22 protein-coding genes are annotated in these 21,867 nt (G+C 70.5%); 11 read left to right on the forward strand and 11 right to left on the reverse strand.

From position 1 onward, the window contains the following. Nucleotides 1-146: 146 nt before the first annotated feature. Genes manD through ACQPZX_RS16370 form a run of 6 tightly spaced genes read right to left on the reverse strand, consistent with a single transcriptional unit; the run spans nucleotide 147 to nucleotide 6,332 of the window. On the reverse strand, nucleotides 147-1,352 hold the full coding sequence (gene manD / locus ACQPZX_RS16345) for a D-mannonate dehydratase ManD (protein ID WP_433381020.1): 1,206 nt from the start codon (nucleotides 1,350-1,352) through the stop codon (nucleotides 147-149). Further along, the gene (locus ACQPZX_RS16350) at nucleotides 1,349-2,218 is read right to left on the reverse strand and encodes an ABC transporter permease (RefSeq protein WP_433381022.1); all 870 of its coding nucleotides are present in this window, start codon (nucleotides 2,216-2,218) and stop codon (nucleotides 1,349-1,351) included. Before ACQPZX_RS16350 ends, manD begins: the two co-directional genes overlap by 4 nt. Further along, nucleotides 2,215-3,087: an ABC transporter permease gene (locus tag ACQPZX_RS16355; RefSeq protein ID WP_433381025.1), complete on the reverse strand. Its 873-nt coding sequence runs from the start codon at nucleotides 3,085-3,087 to the stop codon at nucleotides 2,215-2,217. Before ACQPZX_RS16355 ends, ACQPZX_RS16350 begins: the two co-directional genes overlap by 4 nt. Then, complete coding sequence (locus ACQPZX_RS16360) at nucleotides 3,084-4,127, reverse strand: ABC transporter ATP-binding protein (protein WP_433381028.1); 1,044 nt, start codon at nucleotides 4,125-4,127, stop codon at nucleotides 3,084-3,086. The genes ACQPZX_RS16355 and ACQPZX_RS16360 overlap by 4 nt, the downstream gene beginning before the upstream one ends. Next, nucleotides 4,124-5,335: an extracellular solute-binding protein gene (locus ACQPZX_RS16365; RefSeq protein ID WP_433381031.1), complete on the reverse strand. Its 1,212-nt coding sequence runs from the start codon at nucleotides 5,333-5,335 to the stop codon at nucleotides 4,124-4,126. Before ACQPZX_RS16365 ends, ACQPZX_RS16360 begins: the two co-directional genes overlap by 4 nt. 16 nt (nucleotides 5,336-5,351) lie before the next feature. After that, nucleotides 5,352-6,332: a LacI family DNA-binding transcriptional regulator gene (locus ACQPZX_RS16370; protein ID WP_433381033.1), complete on the reverse strand. Its 981-nt coding sequence runs from the start codon at nucleotides 6,330-6,332 to the stop codon at nucleotides 5,352-5,354. 1,158 nt (nucleotides 6,333-7,490) lie between these two features. Between ACQPZX_RS16370 and ACQPZX_RS16375 the strand changes: the two genes are divergently transcribed. Next, nucleotides 7,491-8,582, forward strand: coding sequence for a hypothetical protein (locus ACQPZX_RS16375; protein WP_433381036.1), 1,092 nt, complete (start codon nucleotides 7,491-7,493; stop codon nucleotides 8,580-8,582). 308 nt (nucleotides 8,583-8,890) lie between these two features. Here ACQPZX_RS16375 and ACQPZX_RS16380 read toward each other — a convergent pair whose 3' ends face one another. Continuing rightward, on the reverse strand, nucleotides 8,891-9,970 hold the full coding sequence (locus tag ACQPZX_RS16380; protein WP_433381039.1) for an aldo/keto reductase: 1,080 nt from the start codon (nucleotides 9,968-9,970) through the stop codon (nucleotides 8,891-8,893). A gap of 105 nt (nucleotides 9,971-10,075) precedes the next feature. On the opposite strand from ACQPZX_RS16380, the gene ACQPZX_RS16385 reads away from it, so the two are divergent. From ACQPZX_RS16385 to ACQPZX_RS16415, 7 genes are all read left to right on the forward strand, one after another. Continuing rightward, a complete protein-coding gene (locus ACQPZX_RS16385; protein WP_433381041.1) occupies nucleotides 10,076-10,906 on the forward strand; it encodes an AraC family transcriptional regulator N-terminal domain-containing protein in 831 nt (276 codons plus the stop codon). A gap of 39 nt (nucleotides 10,907-10,945) precedes the next feature. Next, nucleotides 10,946-11,323, forward strand: coding sequence for a YbaB/EbfC family nucleoid-associated protein (locus tag ACQPZX_RS16390; protein ID WP_433381044.1), 378 nt, complete (start codon nucleotides 10,946-10,948; stop codon nucleotides 11,321-11,323). Then, complete coding sequence (locus ACQPZX_RS16395) at nucleotides 11,320-11,643, forward strand: type VII secretion target (RefSeq protein WP_433381047.1); 324 nt, start codon at nucleotides 11,320-11,322, stop codon at nucleotides 11,641-11,643. Before ACQPZX_RS16390 ends, ACQPZX_RS16395 begins: the two co-directional genes overlap by 4 nt. Beyond that, on the forward strand, nucleotides 11,640-12,521 hold the full coding sequence (locus ACQPZX_RS16400; RefSeq protein WP_433381050.1) for a WXG100 family type VII secretion target: 882 nt from the start codon (nucleotides 11,640-11,642) through the stop codon (nucleotides 12,519-12,521). Before ACQPZX_RS16395 ends, ACQPZX_RS16400 begins: the two co-directional genes overlap by 4 nt. Nucleotides 12,522-12,561: 40 nt before the next feature. After that, complete coding sequence (locus tag ACQPZX_RS16405) at nucleotides 12,562-13,161, forward strand: hypothetical protein (protein WP_433381053.1); 600 nt, start codon at nucleotides 12,562-12,564, stop codon at nucleotides 13,159-13,161. Nucleotides 13,162-13,224: 63 nt separating this feature from the next. Continuing rightward, nucleotides 13,225-14,499 (forward strand): YcaO-like family protein, encoded by a 1,275-nt coding sequence (locus tag ACQPZX_RS16410; protein ID WP_433381056.1) that lies wholly within the window; start codon nucleotides 13,225-13,227, stop codon nucleotides 14,497-14,499. Between the two features lie 27 nt (nucleotides 14,500-14,526). Then, a complete protein-coding gene (locus tag ACQPZX_RS16415; protein WP_433381059.1) occupies nucleotides 14,527-14,691 on the forward strand; it encodes a hypothetical protein in 165 nt (54 codons plus the stop codon). Nucleotides 14,692-14,786: 95 nt separating this feature from the next. Here ACQPZX_RS16415 and ACQPZX_RS16420 read toward each other — a convergent pair whose 3' ends face one another. Then, a complete protein-coding gene (locus tag ACQPZX_RS16420; protein WP_433381062.1) occupies nucleotides 14,787-15,755 on the reverse strand; it encodes an MBL fold metallo-hydrolase in 969 nt (322 codons plus the stop codon). A gap of 23 nt (nucleotides 15,756-15,778) precedes the next feature. On the opposite strand from ACQPZX_RS16420, the gene ACQPZX_RS16425 reads away from it, so the two are divergent. Further along, entirely contained in the window at nucleotides 15,779-16,624 is an 846-nt protein-coding gene (locus ACQPZX_RS16425) for a class I SAM-dependent methyltransferase (RefSeq protein ID WP_433381065.1), read from the forward strand. A gap of 19 nt (nucleotides 16,625-16,643) precedes the next feature. After that, nucleotides 16,644-17,549, forward strand: a complete 906-nt coding sequence (locus ACQPZX_RS16430; protein ID WP_433381068.1) for a hypothetical protein — start codon at nucleotides 16,644-16,646, stop codon at nucleotides 17,547-17,549. A 1-nt stretch (nucleotide 17,550) separates the two neighbouring features. Here ACQPZX_RS16430 and ACQPZX_RS16435 read toward each other — a convergent pair whose 3' ends face one another. Genes ACQPZX_RS16435 through ACQPZX_RS16445 form a run of 3 tightly spaced genes read right to left on the reverse strand, consistent with a single transcriptional unit; the run spans nucleotide 17,551 to nucleotide 20,171 of the window. After that, entirely contained in the window at nucleotides 17,551-18,069 is a 519-nt protein-coding gene (locus ACQPZX_RS16435; RefSeq protein ID WP_433381071.1) for a hypothetical protein, read from the reverse strand. Continuing rightward, nucleotides 18,059-18,592 (reverse strand): hypothetical protein, encoded by a 534-nt coding sequence (locus tag ACQPZX_RS16440; RefSeq protein WP_433381074.1) that lies wholly within the window; start codon nucleotides 18,590-18,592, stop codon nucleotides 18,059-18,061. Before ACQPZX_RS16440 ends, ACQPZX_RS16435 begins: the two co-directional genes overlap by 11 nt. A 31-nt stretch (nucleotides 18,593-18,623) precedes the next feature. Beyond that, on the reverse strand, nucleotides 18,624-20,171 hold the full coding sequence (locus ACQPZX_RS16445; protein ID WP_433381077.1) for a methyl-accepting chemotaxis protein: 1,548 nt from the start codon (nucleotides 20,169-20,171) through the stop codon (nucleotides 18,624-18,626). 127 nt (nucleotides 20,172-20,298) lie between these two features. Here ACQPZX_RS16445 and ACQPZX_RS16450 point away from each other — a divergent pair, with 127 nt between their 5' ends. Then, entirely contained in the window at nucleotides 20,299-21,849 is a 1,551-nt protein-coding gene (locus ACQPZX_RS16450) for an alpha/beta hydrolase (protein ID WP_433381080.1), read from the forward strand. Nucleotides 21,850-21,867: the final 18 nt, after the last annotated feature.

The raw sequence follows: 21,867 nt of genomic DNA on the forward strand, positions 1-21,867 counted from the left end.
AGAAATTCGGCGCATTCGCGCCCGGCGCACGTTACCGCGAACTCCGGCCCAACAACACAGAGCGAACGGTCAGAGTTGCTGTTCGTAAGGGAATGACGATGACGGATTGTGGTCGGCCATGCCCTGGTGACTCAAATGTCCGGAGTTCACCAATCGTGCAGCGTCCCGTCCTCAAGGCGGTTAACGGGGAGTGATGCCGGGCGATACGGGTATTTCGCCGCGAGCGATTCGTCGATGTCGATGCCCAGCCCGGGCTCCTCGGCGGGGTGGAGGTAGCCGTCGGCGTACGTGTAGCCGTGCGGAAAGACTTCGTCGGTCGCCGCGGCGTGCGGCATGTACTCCTGCAGGCCGAAGTTGGGGATCGCCAGGTCGAGGTGCAGGGCCGCGGACATGCAGACGGGGGAGAGGTCGGTGGCGCCGTGCGAGCCGGTCCGCACGTGGTGCAGGGCGGCCAGGTCGAAGATGCGGCGCAGGTGGGTGATGCCGCCGGCGTGCACGACCGTGGCGCGGATGTAGTCGATCAGCTGCTCGCGGATGAGCCGCTCGCAGTCCCAGATCGAGTTGAAGACCTCGCCGACGGCCAGGGGAGTCGTGGTGTGCTGCCGGATCAGCCGGTAGCCGTCCTGCAGCTCGGCCGGCACCGGATCCTCGAGCCAGGTCAACGCGTACGGCTCGAGGGACTTCCCGAGCCGGGCCGCCTCGATCGGGGTGAGCCGGTGATGCACGTCGTGCAGCAGCCGCAGCGTCGGCCCGAACTCCTCCCGCACCTTCGCGAACACCGAAGGGATGTGCGCGAGGTAGTCCGGGGTGGACCACACGGCCTCGGTCGGAAGGGCGGCGGAGGCGGGCTCGTAGAGGGGCTTGTCGGTCACGCCGTAGATATCGGAAATATTCGGCACGGGGGCCTGCACCCGGACGGCCCGGTACCCGCGCTCGACGAAAGAAGCGATCGACGAAAGCAAAGCCTCGGTGGAGGAACCGCTGGCATGCCCGTACACGGAAACCCCGGAGCGCGACCGCCCACCCAGCAGTTGGTAAACGGGAAGCCCGGCCACCTTGCCTTTGATGTCCCACAATGCCGTGTCGACGGCGGCGATCGCGGTCATCGTCACCGGCCCGCGGCGCCAATAGGCGCCCTTGTAGAGGTACTGCCAGGTGTCCTCGATGCGCGCCGGATCGCGCCCGATCAAAAGCGGAATCACATGCTCGTTCAGGTACGCGGCGACCGCGAGTTCCCGCCCGTTGAGGGTCGCGTCGCCCACTCCCGTGAGCCCGTCGGACGTCTCGATTTTGAGCGTCACGAAGTTGCGGCCCGGGGAGCAGACGATCACCCGGGCCGCCTCTATCGTCACGAGGGATCCTCCTTGACCCGCGCCACCAATTGGGTCGGATTGACGAAGCGCAGCGCGATGACCAGCAGCACCAGCATCATCGAGGTATAGATGACCGCCATGGCGTCGACTGACTGCTGGGCCCGGATCCCGGCCGCCGACATCGAGTAGTAGAGGGCCACGACCAGCGTCTGCGAATCGGGTCCGGCGGTCAGGAACGTCAGCTCGAACATCCCGACCGTGCGCACCAGCACCAGGATCGACGCGGCGAGGATCCCCGGCACCAGAAGCGGCGCCAGAATCCGCAGGAACACCTGCCAGGTGCGCGCCCCGCACATCCGCGCGGCCCGCTCGATGGCCGGGTCGACCTGCTCGATGAACGGCGTCATCGTGAGAATCACGAACGGGATCGACGGCACGAGATTGGCGAGCACCACGCCGGCCATGTGCCCGGCGAGGCCGTATTTGTAGAGGACCGTGGCGAGCGGAATGCCGTAGGTGATCGGCGGCATCAGAATCGGCAGCAGGAAAAGCAGATAGAGGATCCGGCGGCCGGGGAAGGTGCGGCGGGCCAGCACGTACGAGGCCGGCACGCCCACAAGCACCGAGATGCCCACCACCAGCAGCGACACCTCGATCGTCACGATGAGGACGTCGAGCAGCGTGAATTCGGTCCACGCCTGGCCGTACCACTGTGTGGTCCAGCCGTCGGGCAGCCACGTGTCGAACCAGCGGCGGCCGAACGAGCTGACCAGAACCGAGAAAATGACGCCGGCCAGCATGACGAAGAAGAACGCCACCGAACCCCAGACCAGCCAGGCGCCGGGCGAGGCGACGATGCGGCGCCGCTCTTTCACGTCCTGTTCGGCGACGGCGACCGCGGTCATCCTTTGCCTCCCGTCGATCCGGTGTAGAACAGCGTCCGCAACCCGAGTACGGCCGCCACGACGGCCAGCTCGACCACGCCCATCACCACGGCGATGGCACTGGCGAGCGGATAGTCGAAGGATTCGTAAGCGGCGTGATAGGCGGCGATGGAGATGACCCGCGTCGACCCGGCCGGGTCGCCCACCAGAACGGCCGAGGGAAACACGCTGAACGCCAGCACGAAGGTGAGGCAGAACGTGGTGGCGAGCCCCGGCGCGAGCAGCGGCAGCGTGATCCGGTGGAATCGCGGCCACCACCCGGCCCCGAGCGTCGCCGCGGCCCGTTCCAGGGTCGGGTCGATGCCGGAGAGATACGACAGGATCAGCAGGAAAGCGAACGGGAAGCCGGTGATCACCAGGGAGAAGAACACGCCCCAGTAGTTGTTGGTCAGCCGCAGCGGCTCGTCGGTGATGCCCGCCGACATGAGCGTCCGGTTGAACCATCCGGCCGGGCCGAGGAAATTGAGCAGACCCTCGGCGGTGAGCACCGTGCCGAGCGTGATCGGCACGACCAGAAGCGTCGTGAGGAGACGCTTCCCGCGGAAGCGGCCGCGCATCCGGTAGGCGATCGGCACCGACGCCGCGACATTCAGGAACGCCGCCGGAAGGGACAACTTCAGCGTCGTCCAAATGGTGTCCCGCTGATACGCGTCCTCGAAGAACGCCTTGTACGCCCCGAGAATCCCGCCCTGTTCCGGTTGGAAGGACAGCCCCAGCCCGTACGCGAACGGATAGACGAAAAGGATCAGCACGCACAGCAGCGCGGGCACCAGAAGGAGAAGTTGCCGGTCGACACCGCGCTCGGCCAGGCGGTGCCGGAGCGCGGTCACTTGCCGGCCCCGAAGACGAGCACCCGTGACGGGTCGGCCACCACCGAGATCTTGTCACCCGGCGCCGGCCGGTCGACGGCCCGCAGGTGCAGCATGACCCCCTGCGGCGTGCGCGCCTCGACCGCCAGCTCGCGCCCCTGGTACTCGACGACCTCGACCGTGGCCGGCACGCCGTCCTCGCCGACCTGGAGGTCCTCGGGACGGATGCCCGCGACGACCTCGTCGCCCGGGGACAGCTCGCCGACCGCCGTGCCGCGCAACGCCATGCCGGCCCCCTCGACCGTCACGACGTCCCGCGACACGGAGGCCACCCGCATCGGGAGCAGGTTGCGGTACCCCATGAAGTCGGCGACGTGCCGGTTGGCGGGCCGGGTGTGCAGCTCCTCGGGCGTGCCGACCTGCTGCACCCGGCCGTCGCGCAGCACGACCAGGCGGTCGGCCATCGACAGCGCCTCCTCCTGGTCGTGCGTGACGTACACGGTGGTGAGGCCCAGCGACTGATGCAGCCGCCGGATCTCGGTGCGCATCTCCAGGCGCAGTTTCGCGTCCAGATTGGAAAGCGGCTCGTCCATGAGGACCAGCGACGGCTCGAGGACGATCGCGCGGGCGATCGCGACGCGCTGCTGCTGACCGCCGGACAATTGGCCCGGCAATTTCGTGGCGTGCTCCTCGAGGCGTACGAGTCGAATCGCCTCGTCGGTGCGACGCCGGACCTCGGCTCGCGGCAATCGCCGCATCTGCAGCCCGAAGGCGATGTTCCGCCGCACCGAAAGGTGCGGGAACAGTGCATAACTCTGGAACACCATGCCGAATCCGCGGCGCTCCGGCGGCAGCGTGTCGATCCGCTTGTCGTCCTGCCAGATGCTGCCCTCGGAAAGCGGGAGCAGCCCGGCGAGACAGTTCAGAGCGGTCGACTTGCCGCAGCCGGAGGGGCCGAGCAGGGCGATGAACTCGCCCTTCCCGATGCCGAGGCTGAGGCCGGACAGCGCGTCCTTGCCGCCGAAGCGCCGCGTGACCCCATCGAGGCGGAGCCAGCTCACTTCTTCACCTTCGCGCCGCCGATCTCGCGGTCCCATTTGTCGAAGGCGGCCACCAGCGATTTCGCGTCCAGCGGCACCTCGAGGGGATTGTCGGCGATGAGTTTCTCGTACTCCGGGCGGCCGAATTCGCCCAGAGCCTGCTGGCTCTCCTGCGGCGCCATCGCGAGCGTCACGTCCTTGACGGCCGGGCCGGGGTAGAAGTAGCCCTTGTCGTAGGCCTTGGCCTGCTGGGCGGGGGTGAGCATGTCCTTGAGCAGGTTGAGGATCGCGGCCTGCTTGTCGACGTCGACACCCTTGGGAACGACGGCGTAATGCGCGTCGGTGACCCAGTGGAAGCCCGCCAGGGTGCCGACCGCGGCCTCCTTGGGCACGGTGCCGAGCACCCGCGGGTTGATGTCCCAGCCGGTGGTGCTCGCGATGATTTTCGCCGAGCCGTTCGCGAGGTTCTTCATGGTCTCGCTGGTGGTCGACGGATAGAGCGTCACGTATTTGTTGAGCTCGGCCAGATAGGCCCAGGTCTTGGCCCACCCGTTGACCGGATCCTTCGGATTGCTGTCCTTCAGCAGATAGGGAAGACCCATGAGGAACGTACGGCCGGGGCCGGAGTTGCTCGGTCGCGCGTACTGGACGGCGCCCGGGTTCGCCTTGGCGTAGGCCAGCAATTCCTCGGCGGTCTTCGGCGGGTTCGGCACTTTGGCCGGAAGGTATTCGATGAGCGGGCCGGACGGGTAGTAGGCGACGGTCACCCCGAAATCGCCGGCGAGCTTCTGCATGGCCGCGGCGCCGTCCAGGTAGTCGTTCATTCCGGGCAGGCGATTCGCGTACGTCGGAAGCACCGGAACCCAAAGACTCTGGTCGATGCCCGCGGCGAGGCCGTCCACACCGGTCAGCACGAGGTCGATGTCGACGCGGCCGGCGTTCTGCTGGGCCTTGACCTTGCCGACCAGCTCGGGGGCGGTCGCCTTGGAGTAGGTGACCTTCTCGATCTGGTCTTTGTTCTTCGAGACGAACTCGTCGATCATCCCCTGGGTGAGCTGGAGATCTCCGGCCACGTCGAGGATGTTGAGGGTGACGGCCTTGCCCGGCTTGTCGGGGACGGGGCCGTCGGTCTTGGCGCTGCTTCCACCGGGCTTGTCCGGCGCGCCACAGGCGGTCAGAACGAGCGCCGTGGCGGCCGCTGCTGCGAAAAATCCGATTTTTCGGGACATTGGGGTATCCCTTCGTTTATTTGGGGGCGGGGCCGGTGGAGTCGCGCACCATCAGCTGGGTGGCGAGCTCCCGCCGGGCCGCGGTGGAGCGGTCCGGGTCGGCCAGGAGTTGCAGGAGCAGGTCGACGCCGGCGCGGCCGGACTGCTCCTTGGGCAGGGCGACGGTGGTGAGGGCGGGGTGGACCATCGCGGCCAGCGGGATGTCGTCGAAGCCGAGCAGGCTGATGTCGCCCGGCACCGCGACGCCGCGGGCCGTGAAGCGGTTGAGCAGGCCGAGGGCGACTAGGTCGTTGTAGCCGATCACCGCGGTCGCGCCGGAGGCGAGCACCTGATCGGCGGCGGCCACGCCACCCTCGAACTGCGGCATGACATTGCCGATCTCGATGAGCTCGATCTCGGCGGCGGCGGCCTTCAGGGACCGCAGGCGCTCCCGGTTGGCCCAGGAGGAGCGGGGGCCCGCCACGTACGCAATGCGGCGGTGGCCGAGCGCCGTGAGGTGGCTGACCGCCTGGCGCATGGCGTCCGGGAACTCCGGGGTCACCGACGGCACGCGGGCGATGCGCCGGTTGACGAGTACGACCGGGGTGTCGGCGACCAGGGTGCGCAGCTCCTCGTCGGGCATCCGCGGCGAGCAGAGCACGATGCCGTCGACCTGCTTGGACAGCCGTCGCACGAGGCCGGCCTCGGCGGCCGAGTCCTCATCGGTGTCGGCGAGGAAGACGGCGTAGTCGGCCTCGTGGGCGCGGGCCTGCACGCCCTTGACCACGCTCGGGAAGAACGGGTTGCCCAGGTCGGGGACCAGCAGGCCGATATTGCCGGTGCGGCCGGTGCTCAGGCCCCGGGCCGCGCGGTTGGGGTGATAGCCGAGGGTGGCCGCGGTGCGCCGGACACGCTCGCGGGTGTCGGGGTGGACCAGCTCGGGCAGGGTGAGCGCACGCGTGACGGTGGACGCCGAGACGCCGGCCGCTCGGGCCACGTCTTTGATCGTCACCGCCATGCCGCCCCCTTGCTGGAGTTAACGGCCAGTTTGAAATCCATTTCGGATCGATGTCAAGGCATCGACCACGATCTCTTCAAGATCATTTGCGGCGTGCGGTGATTCTTCTGAAAACGTTGGCGATCTTGAGACGCTCGCGGTCGCCGACGTAGTAGTGGGTGCGTCCGTTGCGGCTTGACGGTGGTTGGGCTTGGCGTGCCATGGCCCGGGTGTGCGCGGTGTGCGGTGGGTGCGGCCCGTCGCGCTTGGGCCCGGGCTCATTGTGCCTTGGGATTCGAAATAATTGGCATGATCGAACGGATGTTTGGGCTTACCGCTGCAATTCCTGCGGTGAGATAATTTGGTATGCGGCAGTTGGAGTTCTTCACCAAGTCTCAGTTGGCAGTAATGCGTGATCGAACCCTCTCGCGCCGCTATTCTCCGGAGGCGGAAGCGTTTCGCCGCGAGCATGACGTGCATCGGGCTTGGGGGCTCGGGCAGCGCCAAGCGCGGAAGTTGCGCCACCGGCGCGATCGGAGCGAGGCCGTCCGGGCGGCGCAGGTCGCGGTCGCGTCCGCTCGGGCAGCTCAAGCAAAGGCTCAGCCGCCGTCTTCGTCGCCCGTGCCTGGTCCCGCTCCTGCTCCTGCTCCTGCTCCTGCTCCCGCTCCCGTGCCCGCGCTGGCGCCGGCTCCCGCTCCCGTGCCCGCGCTGGCGCCGGCTCCCGCTCCCGCGCTGGCGCCCGCTCCTGCTCCCGCTCCCGCGCTGGCGCCCGCTCCTGCTCCCGCTCCCGCGCTGGCGCCCGCTCCTGCTCCCGCGCCGGCGTCCGCTCCCACGCCCCCTCCCACGCCGTTTTCTGTGCCCGCGCGGTTGTCGGCGCCTTTTTTCCGCCGGCATGCGATCGCTCTCCGTATCAGACAATTCGAGGCGCTTTCTTCCGGGGTTGCAAGGCGCATTTCGCCGACGGCTTTCTGTGTCTCGGAATTGTCGTTGCGGCGGCCTCTTGCCGGCACTCCGCAAATGACATTCGTTCGGGGGTTGAAACCTCAACGAGGCCTGCGACCATGGCCTGGGCGGTGCTGTTGGCCGCGTGGGCTCGGCTGGTCTGGAGGCGAGCGGGCGGGGCTCGGGGGTTGCGTGAAGGGGCGTTCGCAAGATCGGGGATCGGCTACGCTCCGCGGCGTGAATGCGGATGTTGACGACGAGCTCAGGCGGCTGGCCGACGATCCTGCGTTTCCGCACCGGGATGCGGCGCGGCGGGCGATCCGGTTCCGGGACGGGGGTGATGTGGCTGATCTTGTTGCTATCGAGGATGACCCGCATCCCTGTCAGAGCACCGACGTGCTCTTTGCGATGGCGGGGGCGCAGCGGGCCTGGCTGAACTGGGTGCCTATGCCCAGTGAGGCGATCATCAACGTGGCCGACGAAGTGGGGCGGCGGCGGGCGCAAGGGGAGCAGCTGGAGGTCAGCGGGCTGGGGCTCTCGGCGGCGGAGCCGCCCAGTGCGATGACCGCCTGCCAGCGGGTTGCCGGGCCCGTTGAGGTGGGGATCGCCGAGTTTCCGCAGCCTGACATCCGTACGCCGGTGCGGCCGGTTCGGTATGCGGTCTGGCGCTACGACGGGGAGAATCCGGTGCCTGCGGTTCCGGCGCCGTCGGGCGAGGCTGTGCGGGTGCTTCATGAAGTGGCGGGCGAGCCCTGGCCCTCGCTGCTCAGTGGGTATCTTCAGGCGGCTCCGCTCGGCAAACTGCCCCTTGATGAGCTGCTCGGCCTGCTTGCGCACCTTCCGGGGCCGCCCGACATGCCGCGGTGGCGGCACCTTGCCACTACCACGCCGACGTACTGGTACCGGCTCCTTCAGCCTTGGGTGTGCCTGGGGATTCTGCACCACGCCTCCGATGAGCCGTGGCTGGTGTCGACGCGGCGCGAGGTGCTCATGGATCTGGCCTTCGGGGTCGAGGACTGGGTTTCCGATGCGGCGCTGTTCGCGCTGGTCACGGTCGCGTTCCGGGAATCGGAGCAGCGGGATGAGGTGCGTGCGCTCGTGCGCGCCCGCCTCGACGCGGCGATGGGGGCGCCCCGGCTCGTGACGATCGAGGAGTCGCTGGCCCGGCTCATGCTGGTCACCCCGGGCTGCACCCCGGACGACCGGGCGGCGGCGGAGATCGTGCTCGCGCGGGCCGAGGCTGGCGAGGAGGACGAGACCGGAGGCGGCCGCGGGGATCGGGCCCGGCCGGAGCCCAAGAAGCGCCGCTGGTGGCAGCGCAGGGGATAGCAAGGCGAACCCGCATTGCGGCAGGACGGCTGCGGCGGGAGCGACCGCCGGGAACGGGCGCGCGGCGGGAACGGGCGGCGCCGCGGACGGGCGGCGCCGCGGATAGGGCGGGGAAGCCCGGCGGCGCTGTGGTCCGGTCCCGCACTACCAGGCCACAGCGCCGCCCCTAACTGCGGGTAAGGCTTGAGGGACAAGACGTTAGTCCGCTCCGTGTACTTGATCTTCATCTGGCCTGACGGTCATGGCTGGCCGTCCGTCGGGTGCTGGATGGTCCGACCAGCCGTTTTCGCTGTGTGCTACCTGTGATCTCAGTGCCGGACCGGGTCGGCCAGCAGCGGTGGGTAGACGGTGGAGGGCCGGCCGTCGACCGTCGCGCCGGCGAACTGCAACATCGGGGCGGTGGCGGCGTTCAACGCGTACGGGTAATTGAGCTCGGGATTTGATGCCGCATCGAGTGTGGCGGTCTGGTCGGGCGTCAACGCGAGCGAAAGAGCCTCGACGTTGGCCAGCAGATGCTCCAGGCGGCGCGGGCCGAGGATGGGCGCGGTGACGGCGGGCCGGCCGAGCAGCCAGGCCAGCGCCACGGCGGCCGGCGAAGTCTCGACAGCAGCGGCGACAGAGGTAACCGCGTCGATCACCGTGAATTGCGCGGCGCTGGGGCCGCCGGTGATCTGCCCGCGATACGTGTCGTCGGCGCTGCCGTCGCGGCGGTACTTGCCGGACAGGTAGCCGCCGGCGAGCGGGCTCCACGGCGTCAACCCCATCCCGGCGTCCAGCGCCAGCGGCACGATCTCGCCTTCGACCGTACGGGCGAGCAGCGAGTACTCCACCTGCAGCGCGATCACCGGCGTCCACGAGCGCAGCAGCGCCACGGTCTGCGCCTGCGCCGTGTACCAGGCCGGCGTGTTCGAGAACCCGAGATAGCGGACCTTCCCGGCGTGCACCAGGTCGTCGAGCGTGCGCATCGTCTCGTCGACGGGAGTGTGCGCGTCCCAGTTGTGCAGCCAGTAGATGTCCAGGTAGCCGGTCCGGAGCCGGCGCAGCGACTCCTCGACCTGGGTGACGATCGCCTTGCGCCCGGCCCCGCCCGCGTTGGGGTCGCCGGGGTAGAGGTTGCCGAAGAACTTGGTGGCCAGCACGACCCGGTCGCGCAGCTCGGGCCGGGCCGCGAAGTAGTCGCCGAGGATCGCCTCGGAATGGCCGTTGGTGTAGAAGTTCGCGGTGTCGATGAAGTTCCCGCCGCGCTCCAGGTAGGCGTCGAGGATCTTCGAGGCTTCGGCGGCGTCGCAGCCCCACCCGCCCTCGGTGCCGAAGTTCATGGCGCCCAGCGCGAACGGGCTGACCCGAAGGCCCGAGCGGCCCAGCGTGCGGTACTGGTCGAGTGACATGTTCCTGCTCCTCGTGGAAGACGTTGAATCCATGACATCAGGACGACCAGGAAACAGGTAGAACGATCCTTGCGAAGACTTGCCCGATTCTGCTCAGATGAGCAGATGCATGACGAGCTGACCGCCCTCATCGCCCGGCATGCGCGCCCCGACGGGCGCACCCCGATCGACGGCGTCCTGCTGTCCAAGGTCGACCGCCCGGGCCCGCCGGAGACGTCCACCTCCGGCACCGTGTTCGCGCTCATCGCCCAGGGCGGCAAGCGCCTCGTGCTCGGCGACCGGGTCTTCGACTACGGAGCCGGTCAATACCTGGTGGCTTCGGTCGACCTGCCCGTCAGCGGGCGCTTCACCGGGCCCTCGCTGGGCTTCGGGCTCGAGCTGCGGCCCTCGGTGATCGCGTCGCTGCTGACCGAGGCGGATCCGCCGCGCGGGCCGGTGCCCTCCGGGATAGCCGTCAGCGACGCGTCCGCCGACCTGATCGACGCCGTGACCCGGATGGTCCGGCTCATCGAGCGGCCGCGTGACCGCGCGATTCTCGCGCCGATGATCGAACGGGAGATCCTGTGGCGGCTGATCACGGGAGACCAGGCTGCCACCGTACGGGAAATGGGTCTTGCCGGAAGCTCTCTCACCCGCATCAGCAAGGCGGTCGCCTGGATCCGCACCCACTATGCCTCCCCGTTCCGGGTCGAGGATCTGGCGCGCGAATGCGGGATGAGTGTCTCCGCGTTCCATCGAGGATTCCAGGCGGTGACCGCGGTGAGCCCGATCCAGTTCCAGAAGCGGATCCGGTTGCAGGAGGCGCGACTGCGGCTCGCGACGTCGGGGGACGTGGCGCGGGCGGGATTCGCGGTGGGCTATGAGAGCGCGTCGCAGTTCAGTCGCGACTACCGGCGGCTGTTCGGGGTGCCGCCGAGTCTTGATCGGGTCCGCTAAGGTGCGTCGATGCCTGGCGAAAGTAGGGGGGAGCGGCCGGTGGTGAGCGAGACGACGCAGGAATGGTTCCGCGGGCTGGTGCGCGAGACGCAGGCGCGGTTCGGGGAGCTGAGCCGGCTGCAGGAAGAACCCGAGCGGTTCCGGGCCCCGGTCGAGCGCGACGGCGTGATCGTGACGGTGGCGCCCGGGGGCAATCTGGTCGGCCTGTCGCTGGAGCCGTCGGCCATGCGGCTGAGCGCCGAGGAGCTGTCGGCGGCGATTCTGCGGGCGCAGCGGGACGGTCTGCAGGAGGCCAACCGGCGCTATGCCGCCGCCGTCGACGAGGCGACCGGCCGGGCCGTGGATGTGTCGGCGCTGGTCACACAGCGGATCGACACTTCCGCGTTGCGGGACCACGCCGAGGAGCTCGACCGGTGAGCGACCACGTGCACGTCCAGGCCGAGCGGCTGCGCCAGAGCCGCGACTTCCAGCGCGAGCAGGCAAACAAGGTCTCCGAGATCGCCTGCCAGGTGCGGACCACCGCCACCGTCGGCAACGCGTTCGGCAAGGTCGGGGCCATGGCCGGGCTCGAGTCGTCCTATCTGAGCTGGGTCGAGGGCGAGGCCTCCTCGATGGAGGAGCTCACCCGCATGCTCACCGACCTCTCCGACGGGCTCGCGTTCACCGCCGACGACTACGACGGCGTCGACCATGCCGCCGCCGACCGCGTGGGCCGCTCCTACCGGGCCGGCTCATGAGCGGCAGCGACCTCGCGAGCGGCTACCAGAACGTCCGGGACACCGCCGGCGCGGTGATGAACCCGATGGGCGAGGCGATCAACAGTGGCCTCGACTGGCTGCTCACCCCGATCGTCTGGCCGCTGCTGCAGGTCTTCGAGCAGGCGGTCGGCGACCCCGATCAGCTGGACCACCACGCGGGCACCTGGAACACCACGGCTCAGTCGCTGCGCGACCTCGCGTCGGCCCAGCGCGCCGACCTCGACTCACTGTCCGGGCAGTGGCAGGGCGCGGCGTTCGACGCGTACGCGGCGCGCATACAGGCCCTGGTCCAGGGCCTGGAGGGGGCGGCCGACGAGATGGCGCGCACCGCCGACAGCCTCGGGGACAGCGCCATGGACCTGCGCAACGTCGAAGAGATGATCAAGACGATCATCCGCGAGCTGGTCGAATGGCTGGTCATCACCTGGCTGGCCGCGCAGGCGCTCGCGCTGGTGACGGCGGGCGCGTCGGAGGCGGCGGCCGCGGTGGCGTCGGCGGCCGAGACGGGCATCGCGGTCAGCCGCGCCACCCGCCTGCTCGCCCAGCTGCACCGGGCGCTCGAGGCGTACAAGGCGTTCATGGAGGCGCTCAAGGCCCTCGGCACGATGGGCAAGATCGCGGCCTGGACGCTCAACAAGATGTACGGCCCCAAGCACTGGATCAAGGTGGGCATCAAGGCGACCACGGGCCTTGACGGCTCGATCGTCGGCGAGGGCCTGGAGTCGTTCGGCGACCTGGTGGTGGGCTCGGCCGCCGACGAGTACGACGACCGCCGGTCCGGCACCGACGGCGACGCCACCGGCTGGCGCCGCACGATCAGCGGCGTCGTCGACCCGATCGCGGACCGGGTGCCATGAGCGCGCCGCGTCGCACGTCTTCCGCGCGGGAGCAGAGGCCGTGACCGATCCCGTCGCGCAGAAATACGCCGAGCTGCAGGCGCGGGTCGGCGAGCATCTGCATCCCGGCGAGACGTTCCGCGGGGCCATCTGGGTCACCCGCGCCACGTCCCGCCCGTCGGCCGGCGAGGTCGCGCGCCAGGAGCTGGGGCCCAAGCGCCTGCTGGAGTCGATCGCCACCGAGGCCGTCGGCATCGACGAGGCGTCGACCGGCCCCGACGCGTACGGTGACGATCGTCGCGGCGTCCTCGACGGCCGGCCCGGAAGCGTCGCCGCCCAGCTCGACGCCCAGGTCCCGCTGCCGACCGCCGCCCGCGCGCTCGCGCTGACCGACCACCGCCTGATCGTTTTCGAGAAGTCGGCGCCGCCGCCCGGACCGAAGCGCTCCTGGCTCGCGAAGGCCGGCGATCTGGTCCGCAACCAGCCGTCCTCGGAGCCGCTGCCGCCGCTGGCCCCGCGCTGGGAGGCCCCCCAGCACGCCCTCGTCTCGGCCACGGTCGGCGGCGGCCGGATCCACCTTGGATTCGGCGACGGCTCGCGCCTGAGCCTGGTCACCCCCGAGGTCCTCGCGCACCGGTTGGTGACCGCTCTAGATCATTGACATCCGTGGACCTCTGCTGCCAGAGTCGGCCCCACGCTTGATCACGATCGTGGGGAGCACGGCATGCCGTTCCGGTCCACAACGCCGGCGCGCGCCGTGTCCACGGCGGTCGCCGAGATCTCGCGGCTGGGCCTGACCGCCGTGGTGGCGGCCTTCGGCCGGACCACTCAGGTCACGCTGCTGCGCGATGGGACCGAGGTTGCGGTCGGAGGCGGCAGCAGCGTGGCGAGCGCCTATTTCGAGGCGCTGGAACGTCATCTGATGTCGGCCGCGCGCTCGTCGGTCCTGCTGCCGGCGCGCGAGGTGGCGGCCCAGCCGGCGCTGGCGGCCGACCTGGTGATCCAGCGGTGGGCCCGGGAGTTCCCGGCGGCGAGGGCGGCCTGCGCCGCCTACGGCGACGTGCGGTATCCGACGTTCCTGGTGGACCCGCGTTACTTCCAGCACCCGGTTCCGGGCGACGACATGCATTCGTACGCCGGGCTGCTGCGTTATTCGTCGAGCCTGGGCACGGCGGCCGGCTCGGATGCGGCGGAGGCCACCTACCACGGCTTGTGCGAGCTGATCGAGCACGACGGCTTGAGCCACGCGCTGCTGCGCTGGTACGTCGCCGGCCTCGCCGACGCCGACGAGGTGGCGCCGGACGCGGCGCCGGCCGAGAGCCTTGCCGAGGCGGAGCGGGCGGTGGGCGGTCCGGTGCGGTTGCTGGACGTGACAACGGACCTCGGGGTGCCGGTCTACCTCGCGATCGGCGGCGGTTGGCTCGGCGCGGGCGCGTCGGCGTGGGGGAGCGTTGCCGCGGGTCGGGCGCTTGACGAGCTGGCCCAGCTCAGTGGCGCCGCCGTGCCCGGTCAAGCGACCATTAATCCGCCGTCGCCGCATAAATCCGAAAAATCAGGCGGCCTCGGGCGATGGCCGGCTCTGGAGCGATGCGCTCGCCTGCCGCTCGACGGCCTCGCGTTCCGGCAGGTCGTCCTGCGCGGCGATCCGCCCGGCGGTGGCTCGGCCGATGGTGGCTCGTGCGGCGAGGGCTCGGCCGATGGTGGCTCGTGCGGCGAGGGCTCGGCCGATGGTGGCTCGTGCGGCGAGGGCTCGGCCGATGGTGGCTCGTGCGGCGAGGGCTCGGCTGCTTGGGGACTTGCCGAGGTCTCCCGCGCGCTTGCCGCCCACGGCATCGCCCACCACACCCGCGAGATCGCGCCGCCCGGCTCGCTGATCTCGGTGACCAGCACCATCGCTCCCGGTCTGGAGCGCTTCAGCCTGGTGCGGCACGGCGACCCGGTCCTCCCGACCGGTCGCGGCCGGCGCCTGTGGCCGTCCCGCGAGAACGCGGCGGCCTGAACCCGCACACGAAACAAGGAGAAGAGCATGGCGAACGCCATCACCCCGATCCCGGCCGAGCGCGCCCCGGAGGCCGGCCCCCGCCCGAAGCCGGTCAACTCCTGCTTCCACCCGGGCGACGACCTCGCGGCCGCCCCGGCGCTGCCGCTGACCGCCGCCGAGGAGCTTGAGCTGGCCGACCTCGACCGCTGACCGTCGCCGACGAGCGCGAGCCCGGCCGGCGAGCGCGAACGGGCCGCTGATCGGAGAACGGCGGGGACCGGAAACGATCGGTCCCCGCCGGCCGGTCAGAGCTCGAAGCGGCTCCCCACCGCGTTCGGCCGGAAGGCACCGGGCAACGCGGCCGCAAGGGCGTGCTGGGCCTTCCACGATGTGCAGTGGGCCGGTACCAGCACCAGCGGAGCCTCGTCGACCAGCGCGGCCACCGTCTCCGCCACGATCGGGCCGTCGCGCAGGTGGAAGCCGCCCAGCAGCGCGTAGAGCCGGGAGATGCCGGTGAGCCTCTTGGCGTACCGGATGATGTTGATGATTCCGGAATGGCCGCAGCCGGTGAGGATGACCAGGCCGCGGTCGCGCACGTGCAGGACCACCGCCTGGTCGTCGTGGACCGCCTGGTCGGGCGCCCACGCGCCGTCGCGGAACGCCTGATGCGCGGCGGGCATGCCGGTCTCGAACGGGGTCGTGCGGTCGACCTCGCCGGTGACCAGCACGGCGTTGTCGAGCAGGAACGAGGGCTGGCGCTCCTCGACGATGGTGAAGCCGGCGCCCTCGATCGCGGAGCGGCTCGGCGTCGGCATCTCGAGCGTGCGGTCGGGCGAGACGATGCGCCGGCGCAGCCAGAAGTCGGGGTGCAGGAGCACCGGCACATTGGTGGGGCCGAGCCGGTCGGCCAGGCCGTTGAGGCCCATGGTGTGGTCGAAGTGCCCGTGGCTGAAAACGATCGTCTCGAAGCTGTCCGGGCGGATGGCGAGCCGGTCGAGGTTGCCGACCAGCCCGTCCCGTGAGATGCCGGTGTCGAAGAGGAGCCGGCGGCCGCCGACGTCCAGCATGGCCGAGAATCCGTGCTCGGCCCGGAGGAAGTCGTAGCTCTGCTTCTCCTCCGCGAGCTCGGCGGGGAGCACCGCCAGCGGGCCGGCCGTCCCGGCCAGTCCCCAGCGCCGCACGAGACCCTCGTCGGGGAGCAACGCGTCCGACGAGTTGTCCATCAGCGTCGTGATGTGCACGCCGTCGACCGGCGCAAGGCTGATCTGCTGCACGTTCCGGAGCCTACGCTTCCTGGATGGACGCATTCAGCCGCTTCGAACAGGCGGGCTGGGCCGCCATCGCCACGGACTACGAGCGCTCGCTCGGCCGTGTCACCGACCGGGTGGTCGGCGACCTGCTCGACGCCGCCCGGGTGACCGCGGGCACGCGGCTGCTCGATCTGGCCTGCGGGCCCGGGCAGGCCACCGCGGAGGCGGCCGGACGCGGCGCCACGGCGGTCGGCATCGACCTCTCGCCGGCCATGGTCGCGCTGGCCCGCACGCGCCATCCGGCGCTGGAGTTCCGGGAGGCCTCGGCGGAGGAGTTGCCGTTCCCGGCGTCCAGTTTCGATGCCGTAGCGGGCAACTTCCTGCTGCACCACCTGGCCGAGCCGCGCATCGTGCTGGCGGAGTGCGCGCGGGTGCTGGCGCCGGGCGGCCGGCTCGCGCTCACCGCGTGGGACCTGCCCGAGCGGGCGCGTTTCGTCGGCGTGCTCGTCGACGCGATCGCGGAGGTGGGTGCGGCGCCGCCGCCGGGGCTTCCGGCCGGTCCGGACTTCTTCCGCTACGCACGCCCCGGCGAGATGGCCGCGCTGTTCCGCGAATGCGGGTTCACTTGCGAGGTTTCCACAGTGGCGTTCGAGCTGGTGATCAGTGCCGGTGAGCTGTGGGACGGATTCATGGCCGGCACGGTGCGCACGGCGGCGCATGTCCGAGGGCAGCCGGCGGCGACACGAGAGCGGATCCGGGCGGCCTTCGATCGGCACGCCGCCCCCTACGAGCGCGGTGGCCGGCTGGCGATTCCCGTCTCCGCGGTCCTGGCCGCCGGCGAATTCGCACAGACGAACATCGATCCGAAGGCGCCCGGGATCCGTATTTCGTAGCGGACGACCGGAGGTGCCCATGCTCGACAGACTCCTCTCCCGCAGCGGACCCGAAGTGCCGCCGGATCTCGTGGTGCCCCCACCGGTCATCGACGAGCCGACGCAGAAGCTCAAGGTGCTGCCGACCATCCCGCAGCGGGTGGCCGGCCGGGCGGTCATCGTCTACGAGCAGGCGCCGCGCAAGCCGTGGCGGCTCTGGGTCTTCACCGCCGTGCTGGTGTCGCTGACGATCGGGGTGGTGCTCGGTCAGGCGGAGGCGTTCCAGCCGACCTCACGCCGGCCGAGCGCGCAGGCCGCGGTGGTGCCGCCGATCATCGGCAGCACCGCCCCGACGCCGGTCTCGCCGCTCACCGCACCGCTGGGCCAGGCGAAGGCGCTGGTCTTCGAGGTGTCCGGGACCGCCACCGTCGTCCACATCGCGAGCGCCAACCTGGGCGATCAGCTTTACAGCATCATCGGGATCGGCGGGGGAGCGGCGCCGCTCGTCACCACCTCGGCGCGGGGGCCGCGACTCGAGCTGGCCCAGACCGGCGCCGAGATCCGGCTCACCAGTAAGGTCGCCTGGACCGTGCGCCTCACCGCGTCCGCCACGGATCAGGACATCGACATGCGCGCGGGCGGCCTGGCCGGCATCGAGCTCGGCGGCGTCACCGCGCGCGCCGCATTGACCCTGCCCAAGCCGAAGGGAACGGTGAAGGTGACCGCGACCAAGCAGGTGAGCGAGCTGCGCCTGGCGACGGCCGGCGCGATCCCGGTGCGGCTGCGGCTCACCGCCGGCGCGGACGTCGCGGTGGTCGGCGGCAAGACCCAGCGCAAGATCAAACCCGGCACGACCCTCACGCCCGGTGGGTGGCGATCAACCAAGATTCGGTACGACGTGACGACCGCGGCCCGCGTCGGTTCGATCTCGACGGCGCGCCTGTGAGCTATCGACCCGGAATGGGCTTGTCCTGCTCGTCGTAGGCCACCACGTTGACGGACCCGCCGTCCTTCCAGTCGCCGGTGCGCCCGGCCGGGGCCGGCTCGGCCACGAAACGCAGGTCGCCCTTCTTGACCACCGCCACCTCGGCCATCTTGCGCCCCGGCGTCGCCCGCACCGCGAGGCCGCCGTCGAGCGCGACCTCGGCCCGGGCCGTGCCGGCCGGCAGCAGCCCGAAGACCAGCGGCTGGCTGGTGCCGTGCAGCACCGCGATGTCCAGTGTGTACTGACTCATCAGGCTCGACGTGGCGCAGGTGTGCGAGGCCGGCACGCCCCGGCTGCGCAGCTCCAGGCACTCGCCGTGGTCCTTCTCGCGCACCTGCACGACCGACCAGCGCGCCTCGCCGACCGCCCCGCCGGCCAGCAGCCGCGGCTCGCTGCGCTGCTGGAACATGCTGTCCAGCCGATCGCAGCCGCCGACCAGCGTCAGCACGGCCGCCAGGGCCAGGACTCGTCTAATAGACACGGATCTCACCACCTCGGGCGTCGTGCAGGACGATCGAGATCACCTCGGCGCTGTCGCCCACGCCCGGCACGTGCAGGGCGTACAGCCGGTTCGCGCCGCCCCCGGCAGCCTTGGTCGCGGCCGGCCGCTCCTTGCCGTCGGCGAGGGTGAGCACGACCTCGGCGGCGGCGGCCGGCACGATGCCGAAAAGGATCCAGTCCTTGGTCTGATCGCCGCCGTCCTCGGACACCCGCACGACCTGCCCGCCGGCGAGCCAGCCGTCGCCGCCCGCGACCTTCGGCCACGCGCAGTCCTTGCCGGCGGTCCGCCAGCGGGTGAACTCGTCGAAGTTCGTCTCCCGCTCGAGCCGCGCGCACTCGCCGTTCCCCGAGGAGCCGGTCAGCCGTACCCGGTAGTCGCCGCCGGGAAGGTCGAACGCGAAGACCGAGCTCTTCCAGTCGGCCGAGCAGTAGGTGAGCCCGCCACCCAGCACCAGAAACAGGACGACCACGACTGCCGCGGCGCGGCGGGGTCTTGAACTCACGCGCTCACGTTATCGACCGATCGCAATGACCTCAGACGGTAAAACGTCCCACGATTGCCCGCAGATCGGCCGACATCTCCTCGAGCTGCCCGGCCGCGCGCGTCGCCTCGCCGACGCCGACGGTGGTGAGCTGCACGGAGGACGCCACCTCGGTGATGGTCGACGCGACCTGGCTGCCGGCCTCGGCCACGTTGCGGCTCATCTCGTTGGTGGTGACCGTCTGCTCCTCGACCGCCGACGCGATGGTGGTCTGGAAGTCGTTGATCCGTCCGATGATCTCGCTGATCTCCTCGATCGCGGTCATCGCCCCGGTCGTGTCGGCCTGGATCGCCGCGACCCGGCTGCCGATGTCCTCGGTCGCCTTCGCCGTCTCCTGCGCGAGGTCCTTCACCTCGCTGGCCACGACCGCGAAGCCCTTGCCCATCTCGCCGGCCCGCGCCGCCTCGATCGTCGCGTTGAGCGCGAGCAGGTTCGTCTGCTCGGCGATCGCGGTGATCACCTTGATCACGTTGCCGATCTCGGCCGACGAGTCGCCGAGTTTCGCCATCACCGTGTTGGTGGTGGCGGTGACGTCGACCGCGCGGGAGGCGACCTGAGCGGCCAGCGTGGCGCTCTCGCTGATCTCGCGGATCGACGCGCCCATCTCCTCGGCGCCGGCCGCCACGGTCTGGATGTTCGTCGACATGAGCGCGGCGGACTCGGCGACGGTCCCGGCCTGAGCGGCGCCGGCCTCGGCGCTGCGGGCGCTCTCCCGGCTGGTGCCGGCCAGCGACCCGGCCGCCTCGCTCAGCTCGTGCGCATGCCGGCCGAGGTCGCCCACGGTCTGCCGCAGCGTGCCGGTGGCCCGGCGCAGGCTCCCGGCCATCCGGCCCAGCTCGTCGCGCTGGTCCACGTCGGCGTCCTTGGTGAGGTCGCCGTCGGCCACCGCGTCGAGCACCACCGACACCTTGCGCAGCGGCACCACGATCATCCGGGCCACCACGAGGGCCAGGAAGATGCCGAGCGCGAGCGCGATGGTCAGCGCGATCACCAGCGCCGTGCGGGTGGTGCCGACCGTCGACCCGAACTCCGGCCCGGCGATCAGCGCCTGGTCGGCCCGGGCGATCTCGTCTTTCAGCAGGCCCTCGTACGTCTTGCGCAGGTCCCGGTTGGCGTTCATGGCGGCCTTGACCGCGGCGCCCTTGTCGGTCAGGTAGGTGGTGAACTCCGCCTCGACCGCGGTGAACCAGGCGTCGGTGGCCGCTTTGATCTTGTCGACGGTGGCCTGTTCCCCGGCGTCGCCGAGCGCTCGCGCCGACGCCAGGCTCTTGTCCACCTCGTCCTGGCGGCCGAGCGCCTCGTCCTTGAAGCTGGCGTCGCCGGCGATCAGGTAGCCGCGCTCGTCGTTCGCCGCCGCCTTCGCGGTCAGCGCCGCGTCGTTGAGGTTGGTGATGTAGGGGACGCCGCGCTGCAGCTCGCTGTTGCGCGTGCCCTGCAGGTCCGCGATCCCGACCAGCGCCATCGTGCCGGTGACCAGCGTCCCCGCGATCGCCACCCCGGCGACCGCCAAGATCTTCCCGGACACCTTGCGGTCCCGCATCCATCGTCCAGCACCCATGCCCGACCTATCGGCACCCGGTTCGGACGGCTTAGCGCGGTCAACAATGCATTTCCATACGTGGAAATATGGCGGCTGGTCCTGCTTCCGACCGGAAGGACGAGCACCGATGTCCGTCACTCCGTTCCATCGCCGGGTCTCAGTCCGGGCCGGCGCCGCTCTTGCCCTGCTCTCCGCCGCGTTGGCCGTCCCCCAGGCGGCGGCCGCTGCCTCGCCCTCGACCGGCCTGCGGTGGGCCGCCTGCACCGAGGAGGAGCTGCTCGGCTTCGACTGCGCCACCACCCCGGTGCCGCTCGACTACGACAAGCCGCACGGCGCGACCACCACGATCGCGCTCGCCCGCCGCCCGGCCGGCGACCCGGCCCACAAGATCGGCACCATCTTCGTGAACCCCGGCGGCCCGGGCGGCGCCGGCCGCGGCATGGTCACCGTGGCCGACCAGATCGTCGCGCCCGATGTGCTGGCCCGCTTCGACATCGTCGGCTTCGACCCGCGCGGCATCGGCGCCAGCGACCCGGTCGAGTGCTTCAAGACCGACGCCGAGGCCGAGGCGCTCTACGAGCAGATGAAGATCGTCCCGCTCTCCAGGGCCGAGATCGCGAGCACCATTCGCGCCAACCTGGAGTACACGCGGGGCTGTGTCGCCAACGCCGGGCCGCTGCTCGAGCACATGAGCACGCTCAACGTCGCGAAGGACCTCGACCGGCTCCGCCTGGCCGTCGGCGACACCAAGATCAACTACATCGGTTTCTCGTACGGGACATTGATCGGCGCCACCTACGCCAACCTGTTCCCGTCCCAGGTGCGCGCCGTGATCATCGACGGCAACGTCGACCCCGACCAGCGCACCAACCGCCGGCTGGCGAACAAGTTCGAGCGGGCCGGCGGCTTCGAGCTGGTGCTGTCGGCGTTCCTGCGCGAGTGCGACAAGGCGACCACGACCTGCGCGTTCACCGGTAACGCGCGGGCCAAGTTCGACCGGCTCCGCGACCGGCTGCGGCAGGGGCCGGCCACGCTGCCCGAGCTGGGCACGGTCACCATCGACGACCTGACCGACTTCATCTCCGGCAGCATGTACAACGTGGCGGACTGGCCGGACACCGCGGCCACGCTGCAGTTCGCTTACGACGCCCTGTTCGGCGGCGCCACCGCGTCGACGCTCGCGGCCCGCACGCTGCCGAAGGCCCGGCCCGGTCCGGGTCGGTCGGCCGACGCGTACTCGTACAACGGCAACGACTCGTTCCTCGCGGTGAACTGCGCCGACGCGCCGCTGCCCCGCAACCCCGCGCTCTACCCGGCGATCGCCGAAGCCTTCGAGGCCGCCAGCCCCACGTTCGGGCGGGCCGAGGCGTTCGGCGAGGTCGCCTGCGCGAACTGGCCCCGGATCGCCGAGCGCTACCACGGCCCGTGGAACAAGCGCACCGCCAAGACGGTCCTGGTGGTGAACCCGACCTACGACCCGGCGACCCGCTACGACTTCGCCGTGCGGATGACCCGGGAGCTGGGCAACGCCCGGCTGCTCACGCTGGACGGGTACGGGCACACGACCCGGTACAGCGCCTGCATCACGGGTTGGTACTCGCGCTACCTGATCGACGGCGCCCTGCCACCGGTCGGGACGCGCTGCTCGCAGGATCTGGCGCCCTTCCCCGCCGCCTGAGCGCTCACGTCCGGATTC

This window comes from Actinoplanes sp. CA-142083, assembly GCF_050942195.1.
Taxonomy (GTDB): domain Bacteria; phylum Actinomycetota; class Actinomycetes; order Mycobacteriales; family Micromonosporaceae; genus Actinoplanes.